This window comes from Pseudoalteromonas sp. MEBiC 03485 (assembly GCF_004195145.1).
GTDB lineage: Bacteria > Pseudomonadota > Gammaproteobacteria > Enterobacterales > Alteromonadaceae > Pseudoalteromonas > Pseudoalteromonas apostichopi.
In genome coordinates, this window is the sequence record NZ_SGBT01000001.1 from 1,434,195 (window position 1) to 1,447,168 (window position 12,974).

Genomic DNA, 12,974 nt, shown 5'->3' on the forward strand with positions numbered 1-12,974 from the left:
CAATAATAAAAAGGCAAAAACTAGCTAATGACAGCGCAATTTGAACATGTCTCTGTACTGATGGACGAAACCATAGATGCTTTGGATATTAAACCCGAAGGCATTTATATGGATGGCACATTTGGTCGCGGCGGACACTCAGGGCAAATTCTTGCGCGTTTAAGTGAACAAGGTCGCTTGCAAGCGATTGATCAAGATCCACAAGCTATTAAAGCTGCTGAAAAATTTGCTGATGATGCACGTTTTTCGATTGCCCACACGCGTTTTTCAAATCTTAAAGCCGTTGCTGAAGATAACGATTTAATCGGTAAAGTTGACGGCATTTTGTTAGATATCGGTGTTTCTTCACCACAGCTTGATGATGCTGAACGCGGTTTTAGCTTTATGAAAGATGGCCCGCTCGATATGCGCATGGACCCAACCAGTGGTCGCAGTGCTGCACAATGGTTAGCTGAAGCTGAACTTGAAGATATTACCCATGTGATTAAAACCTACGGTGAGGAAAAGTTTGGTCGTCGTATTGCCCATAAAATCATTGAGACTCGTGAGCACACACCTATTACTAGCACTAAGCAGCTTGCTGATTTAGTCGATGAAGCTGTGCCGGTTAAAGACAAGTATAAGCATCCTGCAACACGTACATTCCAAGCGATCCGTATTTATATCAACAGTGAACTTGAAGAAATTCAAACTGCACTGCAAGCCGCTGTTGACGTTTTAAAGCCAGGTGGACGTTTAGTCGTTATTTCGTTTCACTCGTTAGAAGATCGCATTGTTAAGCAGTTTATAAAAAAACAGAGTAAGGGAGAGGCGATACCCAGAGGTCTGCCTTTGACTGACGCACAAATAAATAAAAACCTGACGTTAAAGGCAGTGGGTAAAGCCATTAAGCCAAGTAAGGCGGAAATTGAAGCTAATCCGCGTTCACGTAGTTCGGTATTAAGGATTGCACAGAGGCTGTAATGAAAGCTAAAGCGGTGAATCGACAACCCAACTTATTTGTGGAAATTTTTAAAGGCCTAGGAGCTAATAAGCTGACCTTGGCCTTATTGGTTGTGATTCTTGCTTCTAGTTTGAGTGTGGTTCAGGTGACGCACTTAGCGCGTCAACAATTGATAGAGCAAGATAAATTATTGCAAGAGCGCGATGAACTCGATCTTGAGTGGCGTTACTTGCTAGTAGAAGAAGAGTTTTATTCGCAGCATGCGCGCATTGAAGAAGTGGCAACCATGCAATTAGAAATGAAGCGGCCAACAAGCAAAGATGAACAGGTGGTAATACTGCAATGAGAAGCAGAGGGAAAAAGCCAACAAATACTTTGATCACATGGCGTTTTTCGCTGGTGTGTTCAGTCGTATTTTTAGTATTCATGTCGCTGGTCGCACGTGCCGCATTTTTACAAGTAATTGAGCCTGATAAAGCGCGCTCAGAAAGTGATAAACGCACGGTACGTGTTGAAAAACAACATGTGCAACGTGGCATGATCTTCGATCGCAATGGTAAAGAACTAGCTGTAAGTGTGCCTGTTGTGAGTGTTTATGCCGACCCTAAAGCGTTAAACAAGTCATTGATCAGTAAGGTACTGCGGCAAGCACGCAAAAACGGTGAAGACCAACAAGCGCTTGCTGAAAACACGGCAGAATTAAACAAACGTATTGCTGCTTATTACAATAATGATATTCGTTGGCGTGAGCTTGCGGATGTACTACGTATTGAACCTAGCAAAATTAACTCTCGTCTTCGTGATAATCCAAAGCGACGCTTTGTCTATTTAAAACGTCAAGTCACTCCTGCGGTTGCTAACTATATTGGCGATCTTCGTTTACCGGGTATCCATTTGCTGGATGAATCAAAACGTTATTATCCAGCCGGTGAAGTGACGGCTCATGTTATTGGTTTCACTAACATTGATGGCCATGGTATTGAAGGGATTGAAAAGCTTTATGAAAAGGCGTTAACGGGCGTTGAAGGTCAGCGCACTATTCGTAAAGATGCCCAAGGTCGTGAAGTAGAGGTGCTTGATGAACGTGAGCGCGTAGAGCCAGAGAGCATTCACTTAAGTATCGACCAACGTATTCAAGCAATTGCTTATAAAGCAGTAAAATCAGCGGTGTTATCTTACAAAGCGACCTCAGGTTCAGCCATGGTTGTGGATGTTAAAACAGGTGAAGTGTTAGCGATGGTAAATAGCCCATCGTTTAACCCAAATAATCTTAATGATGCCGCACCGCATAAGCGCCGTAATCGAGCGATTACCGATTTATTTGAACCTGGCTCCACTGTTAAGCCACTAGCCATTTTAGCTGGTTTAGACTACGGCACAATTCAACCGGATTCAATCGTTGATACATACCCCGGCTGGATGCGAGTAGGCGGTAGTCTAGTACAGGATACCCGTAATCATGGTGAGATGACTTTAAGAGAAATCTTAAAATATTCAAGCAACATGGGGGTGACTAAGGTTAGCCAAGAACTTCCAAAAGATTACTTTGTTGGCCTATATCAAAAAGTTGGCTTTGGTAGCGATAGTGGTACTGGCATGGTTGGTGAGAGTAGTGGTTTATTTTACCCAAATCGCCGTTGGTCTGATCATGAAATTGCTGCACTATCATTTGGTTATAATCTAGCAGTAAGCACCGCACAAATGGCGCGTTTTTATGCCATGTTAGGTTCAGGTGGTGTCATGCGCCCATTGACTGTACTTAAACAAGATTCGGTACCTGAAGGCGAACGTATTTTTCAACAAAAAGACGTTGAAGCTGTTGTCCACATGATGGAAAGCGTATTCGAAAAAGGCGGTACTGCACAAAAAGTTCATGTTGATGGTTATCGTGCCGCAGGTAAGACAGGTACTTCTAAGAAAGCGGCTGTCGGTGGTTATGGTGACGAATACGTTGGTTACTTTGCTGGTATTGCACCTGCGAGTAACCCGCGTTTAGCAGTAGTAGTATTGATTAACGAACCGGGTGGAGATGTTTATTACGGCGGTGCGACGGCAGGCCCTGCATTTGCAGAGATTGTCTCCAATGCCTTAAGAATTCTAAACGTCGCACCGGACAAAGATGCGGTTGCGTACGTAGAAGGCAAAGATAACGATGCGTGAATTAAAACCGATTCTTAATCATATTGATATTGAGGCCAATAGTTTATTGGTCAATCAACTACGTCTTGATAGTCGAGATGTGAAAGCTGGCGATGTGTTTGTTGCCATTAAAGGTCATCAACTTGATGGCGGACAGTTTATAGAAAAAGCCATTGAAAATGGTGCGGTGGCAATAATTGCTGACCGTTTATGTGAGTTCGATTGTGAATTTGAACCACTTTATTTAGTAACAGATTTAGCAAAAAAGTTGCCAGCACTCGCCGCTGCTTTTTATCAACAGCCATCAAAGCAACTTGATTTAGTGGGTGTAACAGGCACCAATGGCAAGTCAACGACAACAGCGATGATCGCGCATTTAGCAGCGTACTGTCAAAAACGCACAGCGGTGATTGGTACACTTGGCTATGGGCACCCTGATAATCTCACTGAGCTTGCTAACACCACACCATCAAGTGTTGATTTGCAGCGTATTTTATCTGAACTCGTAGAGCAACAGAGTGATGTTGTGGCTATGGAAGTTTCGTCACATGGCTTAGTACAGCACCGTGTTGATCATTGTCAGTTTAAAGCTGCGGTGTTTACTAACCTTTCACGTGATCACTTAGATTATCATGGCACTATGGATGCCTATGGCGATGCTAAGTTGATGTTAATGCGTAATCATATGCCAGAGCTTGTGGTGCTTAACCAAGATGATGCTCAAGTTGAGGCATGGTTGGAAAAGTACGACTTTAATAACCTGATTTGTTATGGTCATAAAAATTTAACGCCTGAAAATGCACGCTTTGTGTATTTCAGTGATGTGACTTACGATAATGCAGGTATTTCGGCGAAGTTTGATACCAGCTGGGGGCAGGCTGAGGTTAATTGCACACTATTCGGTGAATTTAACTTATATAATTTAGCCGCTGCAATGGCCACTTTATTAGGTATGGGCTACCCACTCACTTTGTTAGTTGAAGCCTGTAAAACACTGCAACCAGTCGCTGGGCGCATGCAAGCATTTAGTGAGCCAGGTCAACCAACCTGCATTGTTGATTATGCTCATACTCCAGATGCACTTGCTCTTGCATTACAAGCACTACAAAAACATGTACCGGGTGGAGTGAGCTGTGTGTTTGGTTGCGGTGGTGATCGTGATAAAGGTAAACGCCCGATGATGGCCAAAGCCGCAGAAGGCAATGCAGACCGTATTATTGTTACTAGTGATAACCCGCGTAGTGAAGATCCAAACGCCATTATCGCAGATGTGGTTGCAGGGCTTGAACAGCCAGAACTTGCACATTGTGAAGCAGACCGAGCGCTAGCAATTAGTTATGCTATATCACAAGCCGGTGCTGATGATGTGATTTTGATTGCAGGTAAAGGCCACGAAGATTATCAAATTATTGGCGATCAACGAATCGACTTCTGCGATCGTCAATATGTACAACAACAACTAAAAGAAAAATCGCAAGGGGCGCAGTTATGATCCCTATGGATTTTGATTGGCTAGCAAATGTTCTAGCAACAGATTACCAAGGTGGTAATCAAAAGGTAAAAAACATCAACACAGACACTCGTACTTTGTGCGATGGTGAAGTGTTTTTAGCGCTACAAGGCCCCAACTTTGACGGCCACAAATTTGTTGCGCAAGCAAAAGAAAAAGGGGCGATAGCTGCTATTGTTGCGCGTCCCGTTAATGTCGATATTGTACAGTTTGTGGTTAGCGACACGCGCATTGCGTTAGGCCAAATTGGTACTGCTGTCATGGCTCAGGTCGCACCAAAAACGATTGCTATCACAGGGAGCGTAGGTAAAACGACCGTTAAAGAAATGTGTGCGGCGATTTTATCTGATCACGGTGAAGTCCTAGCAACAAAAGGCAACTTTAATAATGACATTGGTGTACCACTGACGTTATTACGCCTTGAGCCACAGCATCAATATGCGGTAATTGAATTAGGTGCCAATCATATTGGTGAAATAGCTTACACTGTTGCAATGACGAAACCTGATGTTGCTGTGGTATGTAATGTTGCAGCTTCTCACTTAGAGGGGTTTGGGTCATTACAAGGTGTAGCAACGGCAAAGGGTGAAATCTATGACGGCTTAAAGCCTGATGGTGTCGCTGTGGTTAACTGCGACAGTGATTTTGCCGATTTTTGGCTCGAAAAATTAAATGATCGCAACGTAAAACGCTTTTCTACTAGCCAACAACTAGATTATTGGGCAGAAGATGTGGTGCTTGATGAACAAGCCCGTGCTTCTTTTGTGCTTTGTAATAAAGATAAAAAAGTGCCTGTCACCCTCGCATTACCTGGAAAACATAATATTGCCAATGCTTTAATTGCCACAGCCTTAACTACTGAGTTGGGTGTAAGCCTTGAAAATGTTGCATCAGCATTAGCAACCATGGGTGAAGTGAAAGGCCGTGTTAACGTCCTTAAAGTATCAGACACTTTGACTGTTATTGATGATACCTACAACGCAAATGTGCAATCGGTTAAAGCGGCAATTGATTTATTAAGTGATATGCCGGGCCGTCGTATTTTTGCGTTAGGAGATATGGGGGAGCTTGGCGAAGAAGCTCGTTTTTATCATCAACAAGTCGGTGAATACGCGCAGCAAAAAGGCATTGATGAGCTGTACAGCCTAGGGGTATTAAGCAAATCAGCCAGTGATGTATTTGAAAAGCCAAACCGCCACTTCTCAAGCCGTGAACAATTATTACAACAATTACAAAGTGAGCTTGCTCAATCGATGCAAAAAACCACGATCGTTGTAAAAGGTTCGCGTAGTTCTCGTATGGAACTTGTGGTCACAGATTTAGTAAATGGCCAGCAAAATGGCAACAATGGAGTATCGTCATGTTAGTTTGGCTGGCAGAGTATTTAACACAGTATTACAGTGGTTTTAATGTTTTTTCTTACCTTACGCTACGTGCGATTTTAGGTATTTTAACGGCGCTGCTTATCTCTCTTTATTTTGGCCCTAAGCTGATTCGTGCATTGCAAAAAATGCAAATTGGTCAGGTTGTTCGTCACGATGGTCCTGAGTCTCATTTATCTAAAAAAGGCACGCCAACCATGGGCGGCATTTTGATTCTAGGGGCAATTTTTACCAGCACATTACTGTGGGCTGACCTTTCAAATAAATATGTATGGGCAACCCTATTTGTAGTGGGCTCGTTAGGTGTGGTTGGCTTTATTGATGACTACCGTAAAGTGATCCGTAAAGATCCTAAAGGCCTAATTGCGAAGTGGAAATACTTTTGGCAATCAGTGATTGCGTTAGTGGTTGCAAGTGCACTTTATTTTACGTCGCAGCAAGGCAGCGAAACCTCGTTAGTTGTGCCGTTTTTCAAAGACGTGTTACCTCAGCTTGGGCTGTTTTATATCGTTATGACTTACTTTGTAATTGTAGGTACGTCGAACGCGGTAAACCTGACAGATGGCCTTGATGGTCTAGCGATTGTACCTACGATTTTAGTGGCGGCGGCACTTGCCATTATTGCTTACTTGACCGGTAACGTTAATTTCTCAAGCTATCTACATATTCCACACTTACCATTAGCTAGTGAGCTTGTGGTTGTGTGTACTGCGATTGTAGGTGCAGGACTAGGCTTCTTATGGTTTAACACTTACCCAGCACAAGTGTTTATGGGTGATGTAGGCTCATTAGCACTTGGTGGTGCACTGGGTATTATTGCTGTGCTTGTTCGTCAAGAACTGATACTTGTCATCATGGGTGGTGTGTTTGTAATGGAAGCATTGTCGGTGATTTTACAAGTAGGCTCTTACAAATTACGTGGCCAACGTATTTTTAGAATGGCGCCTATTCACCACCATTATGAATTAAAAGGTTGGCCTGAACCGCGCGTTATTGTGCGCTTTTGGATTATTTCAATCGTGCTAGTACTTGCTGGCCTTGCGACATTAAAGATCAGGTAAATGACAGTCATTAACGAGATTAAAAACAAACAAATTTCAGTGCTTGGACTCGGTGTAACCGGTCTGGGCATTGTGCGTTTTTTATTATCTCAGAATATTAAGCCAATCGTTGTTGATAGCCGCTCGGCTCCTCCTGGAGCTGATTGGCTAAATGAGCATGCCAGTGAGTTGACGACTCACTTTGGTGATTTAGAACAGGCTGACTTAGCTAGTAATGACATTATTATCATCAGTCCAGGTCTAAGCCTAGCTACACCTGCTGTAGCAAAAGCGATTGCTGCTGGTGTTGAAGTAATTGGCGATGTTGAATTATTTGCCCGCTTAACCGATAAACCTATCGTTGCTGTGACCGGCTCAAATGGTAAGTCGACTGTAGTTACATTGGCGTTTGAAGTACTTAAAGCGGCCGGTTATAAAGTTGGCCTTGGTGGCAATATTGGCACGGCAGTGCTTGATTTACTGTCTCAAGACTATGATGTATATGTACTTGAACTATCTAGTTTTCAACTTGATACCACTTACAGCTTAAAAGCGAAAAGTGCCTGTGTATTGAATGTCAGCGAAGATCACCTCGATCGTTATCCAAGTTATCAAGCATACATAGATTCTAAGCAAAGTATTTATAACGGCTCAGAGCTTGCTGTAGTTAATGCGATTGATGTGGCTACGCACACTGCAAAGCAACCACAAGTGAGTTTTGCGCTTGCGAATGCAGATTTTGCTTTGGTTGAACATCAAGGTGAACAATACTTTGCAGCACAAGGCAATCCTGTATTACCTGTAAGCTGCTTGAAAGTAGTAGGCTCACATAATCAACAAAATGCGTTAGCGGTCATGGCGTTACTGAGCCCGTTTGCTATCGCGAAAGAGCATTATCAGCAAGCATTCAGTGCCTTTACAGGGCTTGCACATCGTTGTCAGTTTGTCGCTGAAATAAATGAAGTAAAATATTTTAATGATTCAAAGGCGACTAATGTAGGCGCAACCATCGCAGCTATTGATAGCTTGGCGGGCCAAGCAAAGCAATTGATTGTGATTGCTGGTGGTGATGCGAAAGGGGCTGATTTAGATGCCTTAAAGCCATACTTAAACGACAAAGTGAAAGCGCTTGTTTGTTTTGGTAAAGATGCTAAAGCGTTAGTGGCACTAACTGATAAAGGCCACCTAACCACCAATATGCATGAAGCTGTGCTGTTGGCAAAAAAGTTAAGCACGAGCGGCGATATCGTATTATTAGCACCGGCTTGTGCCAGCATTGATATGTATAACAACTATATGCAACGTGGTGATGACTTTGCACAGTGTGTATTGGCGGAGGCAGTATGATTGCATTTGCTGACATCCGTGAAGCATTAACACCAAAACAATCGCCACAGCTTTATGATGTGCCTTTGTTGTATTGCATGTTGATGTTGATTGGCGTTGGCTTTGTGATGGTAACAAGTGCCTCTATGCCAACAGCAGAACGATTATTTGATAATCCATATCACATTATTATTCGCCACGGCATGTTCTTAATTATGGGCTTTTTCTTGTTTTGGATTGCCACTAACGTGCCTATGGATTGGTGGAAGCGCAGTAACGCCTACTTATTATTACTAGGTTTAGGTTTGCTCGTTTTGGTGCTTATTGTTGGCCGTGAAGTAAATGGTGCAAAGCGTTGGATACCAATTGGTCCTGTTGGCTTTCAGGTTGCTGAGGCCGCCAAGTTGTATTTCTTTAGTTACATTGCAGGTTATTTAGTGCGTAAACGTGAAGAAGTACAAGAGAACTTGAAAGGCTTCTTTAAGCCATTAGCTGTATTTGGTGTTTATGCATTTTTGATTTTGATGCAACCAGATTTAGGAACAGTTGTTGTATTGTTTGTGACGACAGTTGGTTTGTTGTTTTTAGCAGGTGCTAAGCTATGGCAATTTTTTGGTCTTATCTTAACTGGTATTGCAGCAGTTGTGGTGTTGATCATCGCTGAACCATATCGCATGGCTCGAGTAACAGGCTTTTTGGAGCCATGGGAAGATCCATTCGGTAAAGGATATCAGTTAGTACAATCGCTAATGGCATACAGCCAAGGTGGCTGGTTTGGTCAAGGGTTAGGTAATAGCGTGCAAAAACTGCAATACCTACCTGAAGCACATAATGATTTTATCTTTGCTGTGATTGGTGAAGAGCTTGGCTTCTTTGGCGTATTAAGTATTTTGATAGTGCTCGGTGTGTTTGTATTTAGAGCCCTGTTAATTGGCCAAAAAGCGCTGAAATGTGGCAAAGAATACGAAGGCTATTTTGCCTTTGCTATTGGTATCTGGTTTGCGTTTCAAACCATGGTCAATGTTGGCGCTAGCGCGGGTATTTTGCCAACGAAAGGCTTAACATTACCGTTTATTTCATACGGTGGTTCTAGTTTATTAATTATGACCATAGCAACAGGTGTACTTTTGCGAATAGATTTTGAAACCAAAATGGCGACTAAGCAGGCAACCTCACGTGGAGGTAAGCGATGAGTAAAAAGTTACTTGTTGTTGCTGGCGGTACCGGTGGGCATATTTTCCCAGGTATTGCGGTTGCTGACTTTTTAAAGCAACAAGGCTGGCAGGTTAGCTGGATTGGTACCCCTGACAGAATGGAGGCAACTGTCGTTCCTAAGCACAACATTGAGATTGAATTTATCAATGTGAAAGGTGTGCGCGGCAACGGGGTTAAGCGCTTGATTAAAGCACCATTTATGGTGATGAATGCCATTTTTCAAGCACGTAAAATTTTAAAAAAGCAAAAGCCTGATGTTGTTTTAGCTATGGGTGGTTATGTAACTGGACCCACTGGACTTGCAGCGAAAAGCTTAGGTATTCCTTTGGTTATTCATGAGCAAAATGCAGTTGCAGGTATGAGTAACCGTTGGTTAGCAAAGTTTGCTAATAAAGTGCTGGCAGCTTTTCCGTCGGCTTTTGCAAAAGAACAATGTGAAGTGGTTGGCAATCCGGTGCGAGTAAGTGTTGCTAATGTCACTGCTAAAAAAACGACTTCGCCAATCAATGTGCTTGTGGTAGGTGGGTCACTGGGCGCTCAGGTACTCAATGAAACTTTACCTGCTGTATTCAGTGAACTTTCAGCGCTAACAGCGCTTAATATATGGCATCAAACGGGTAAAAATAATGAACCTAATGTGACTGCTAGCTATCAACAGTTAGGGTTAGCTGAAAATAGCAAAGTTGCTGAATTCATTGATGATATGGATAGTGCATATCAATGGGCCGATTTGGTAATTTGCCGCGCTGGTGCGTTAACGGTTAGTGAGATTGCTGCTGCGGGTCGAATGGCGTTATTTGTGCCCTTCCCACATGCTGTAGATGACCATCAAACTGCTAATGCAAAGTATTTAGTCGCTGAGCAAGCTGCATTGATTATGCAGCAAAGTGAGTTTAATCAAGCGGCGGTTGTGGAGTTATTAACACCGTATGTCAGCGCACCAGAAAAAATTTCAACAATGGCAAGCAAAGCAAAACAGCTTGCTATTTTAGATGCCACAGCCAATGTTGCAAAGCGCTGTGAGCAACTAGCAGATAGAAGAGATTAGTAGTGAAAGAAAGCACGATGAAAGAAAACAACACTCGCCCTGCGATGCGTCGTATCGACACCATCCACTTTGTTGGTATTGGTGGCGCAGGTATGGGTGGTATTGCCGAAGTACTTGCTTTTGAAGGCTACCGCATCACAGGTTCAGACATTGCGCACAGTGCGATGACTGAGCGCTTAATTCAACTGGGTGCAGAAGTATTTATTGGTCATGACGAAAATAATGTAAAAGATGCCAGTGTTGTGGTGGTATCAAGTGCGATTAATGAGCAAAACCCTGAGATTAAAGCAGCCAAAGCGGCGCGTATTCCAATTGTTCGCCGTGCAGAAATGCTGGCTGAATTAATGCGTTTTCGCCACGGTATCGCAGTGGCAGGCACCCATGGTAAAACCACAACAACCAGTTTAATTGCCAGCATTTATGCACAAGCAGGCCTTGATCCAACCTTTATTATTGGTGGCTTGTTAAATAGTGCAGGGAGTAATGCCAAGGTAGGTAAAAGCGATTTTTTAATAGCTGAAGCTGATGAGAGTGATGCGTCATTCTTACATTTACAACCTATGGTATCGGTGATCACCAATGTAGAAGAAGATCATATGGACACCTATGGCGGTAGCTTAGAAAAAATGAAAGATACTTACGTCGATTTCATTCATAACTTACCGTTTTATGGTTTAGCTGTAGTGTGTATTGATTCTGAAGTTGCGGCAGAACTTATTCCTCGTTTTGGACGCCCTGTTATCACCTATGGTGAATCAGCAGAAGCTGATTATCGAATGGCTGATTTTAGCCAAACAGCGAATACTTGCTCATTCAATGTGGTGAATAAACAAGGTGAAAGCCTAGCAGTAACGCTTAATATGCCGGGCAAGCACAACGCGCTTAATGCAACGGCTGCAATTGCAGTTGCTAAAGATCAAAACATTGCTAACCATGCAATTTTAGAAGCGCTAACAAAATTTGAAGGGGTAGGCCGTCGTTTTCAGCATTACGGAACGTTTGAAAATGAACGTGGCAATGTCATGTTAGTTGATGATTATGGTCACCACCCATCAGAAGTGGCAGCGACAATTGCGGCGGTTCGTGAGGGATGGCCGGATAAACGTTTAGTGATGGTTTACCAGCCGCACCGTTATAGTCGTACTCGTGACTTGTACGAGGATTTTGTCAAAGTACTGGCTGACGTTGATCAGTTGTTATTGCTTGATGTGTATTCAGCAGGTGAAGAGCCAATTGTCGGTGCTGACAGCAAGAGTTTATGCCGTAGCTTACGACAGCGAGGTAAAGAGCCATTACATGTTGCTAGTAGCTCTGAGCTTGCCGGTGTACTTGCGAATACACTGCAAGATAATGATTTAGTTTTAACACAGGGCGCTGGTAACATAGGCCAGTTAGTGAAAAAGTTAGCAGCAACTAAGTTGTCTATTGAACAACTAAAGCAGGTAAATGTATGAGCCAGTTAAGCGACAAATTTGGCAAAGTAGCGGTACTTTTTGGTGGCACATCTGCCGAACGAGAAGTTTCTCTAAAATCAGGCCAAGCCGTATTGAGCGCTTTGCAAAGTGTGGGTGTTAATGCCATTGCTTTTGATCCTAAAGATCAGCCGTTATGGCAATTAAAAGAGTTAAACATTGAACGTGTATTTATTGCTCTTCATGGCCGTGGTGGTGAAGATGGTACCATTCAAGGTGCACTCGAGTTTATGGGGATTCCATATACAGGCAGTGATGTTTTAGGTTCTGCGCTTGCGATGGATAAAGTACGTTGTAAGCATTTATTTAAAGCAATGGGGCTGAGCACAGCACCTTATGCTGTAGTTGATAGCCGCAATGAATTTGATAGCCAAGCGATTATCAATGAATTTGGCAAAGTGATGGTAAAACCGTCACATGAAGGTTCAAGTATTGGTATGGCAGAAGCAAATAACGCAGAGCAACTAGATACTGCACTTAATGCCGCATTTAAGTTTGATAGCCAAGTACTGGTGGAACAGTGGATCACTGGCCGTGAATTTACTGTTGCTGTACTAGGGCAAGATGTTCAACCTGTCATTGAGATGACGACGCCAAATGGTTTTTATGACTATCAAGCTAAGTATCAATCAAATACAACTCAGTACCATTGCCCTGCAGATTTATCTGTGCAAGAAACTGAATTATTGCAAGATATGGCATTAAAAGCGTTTGATTTAGTCGGTGCAAGTGGTTGGGGCCGTGTTGATGCAATGCGCGATCAGCAAGGTAACTTTTACTTATTAGAAGTAAATACGGTACCTGGCATGACAGAAAAGTCTTTAGTACCAATGGCGGCAAAAGCGAATGGTTCAAGCTTTGAGCAATTAGTTGTTCGCATTTTGGAGCAAACACTTTAA

Annotated in this window: 11 protein-coding genes; all 11 read left to right on the forward strand. The window is 42.9% G+C overall.

Translation table 11 applies throughout. The features are described from left to right. The first annotated feature begins 27 nt into the window (after window positions 1-27). From rsmH to EVU92_RS06695, 11 genes are read left to right on the forward strand one after another with little or no spacing between them, the layout of a single operon-like run. Window positions 28-963, forward strand: coding sequence for a 16S rRNA (cytosine(1402)-N(4))-methyltransferase RsmH (gene rsmH, locus EVU92_RS06645; RefSeq protein WP_130050542.1), 936 nt, complete (start codon window positions 28-30; stop codon window positions 961-963). Then, window positions 963-1,289, forward strand: coding sequence for a cell division protein FtsL (gene ftsL / locus EVU92_RS06650; protein ID WP_130050543.1), 327 nt, complete (start codon window positions 963-965; stop codon window positions 1,287-1,289). Before rsmH ends, ftsL begins: the two co-directional genes overlap by 1 nt. After that, entirely contained in the window at window positions 1,286-3,103 is a 1,818-nt protein-coding gene (locus EVU92_RS06655) for a penicillin-binding transpeptidase domain-containing protein (RefSeq protein ID WP_130050544.1), read from the forward strand. Before ftsL ends, EVU92_RS06655 begins: the two co-directional genes overlap by 4 nt. Beyond that, on the forward strand, window positions 3,096-4,574 hold the full coding sequence (gene murE / locus EVU92_RS06660) for a UDP-N-acetylmuramoyl-L-alanyl-D-glutamate--2,6-diaminopimelate ligase (protein ID WP_130050545.1): 1,479 nt from the start codon (window positions 3,096-3,098) through the stop codon (window positions 4,572-4,574). Before EVU92_RS06655 ends, murE begins: the two co-directional genes overlap by 8 nt. After that, window positions 4,571-5,959, forward strand: coding sequence for a UDP-N-acetylmuramoyl-tripeptide--D-alanyl-D-alanine ligase (murF, locus tag EVU92_RS06665; protein ID WP_130050546.1), 1,389 nt, complete (start codon window positions 4,571-4,573; stop codon window positions 5,957-5,959). Before murE ends, murF begins: the two co-directional genes overlap by 4 nt. Beyond that, complete coding sequence (mraY, locus tag EVU92_RS06670) at window positions 5,953-7,035, forward strand: phospho-N-acetylmuramoyl-pentapeptide-transferase (protein WP_130050547.1); 1,083 nt, start codon at window positions 5,953-5,955, stop codon at window positions 7,033-7,035. Before murF ends, mraY begins: the two co-directional genes overlap by 7 nt. Further along, the gene (murD, locus tag EVU92_RS06675) at window positions 7,036-8,361 is read left to right on the forward strand and encodes a UDP-N-acetylmuramoyl-L-alanine--D-glutamate ligase (protein ID WP_130050548.1); all 1,326 of its coding nucleotides are present in this window, start codon (window positions 7,036-7,038) and stop codon (window positions 8,359-8,361) included. It begins immediately after the preceding gene. Next, window positions 8,358-9,533 carry a cell division protein FtsW gene (ftsW, locus tag EVU92_RS06680; RefSeq protein WP_130050549.1) on the forward strand — a complete coding sequence of 392 codons (1,176 nt, stop codon included), beginning with the start codon at window positions 8,358-8,360 and terminating at the stop codon, window positions 9,531-9,533. Before murD ends, ftsW begins: the two co-directional genes overlap by 4 nt. Further along, the gene (gene murG, locus EVU92_RS06685) at window positions 9,530-10,603 is read left to right on the forward strand and encodes an undecaprenyldiphospho-muramoylpentapeptide beta-N-acetylglucosaminyltransferase (RefSeq protein WP_130050550.1); all 1,074 of its coding nucleotides are present in this window, start codon (window positions 9,530-9,532) and stop codon (window positions 10,601-10,603) included. Before ftsW ends, murG begins: the two co-directional genes overlap by 4 nt. Before the next feature lie 2 nt (window positions 10,604-10,605). Continuing rightward, window positions 10,606-12,057 carry a UDP-N-acetylmuramate--L-alanine ligase gene (gene murC / locus EVU92_RS06690; protein WP_130050551.1) on the forward strand — a complete coding sequence of 484 codons (1,452 nt, stop codon included), beginning with the start codon at window positions 10,606-10,608 and terminating at the stop codon, window positions 12,055-12,057. Further along, window positions 12,054-12,974, forward strand: coding sequence for a D-alanine--D-alanine ligase (locus tag EVU92_RS06695; protein WP_130050552.1), 921 nt, complete (start codon window positions 12,054-12,056; stop codon window positions 12,972-12,974). Before murC ends, EVU92_RS06695 begins: the two co-directional genes overlap by 4 nt.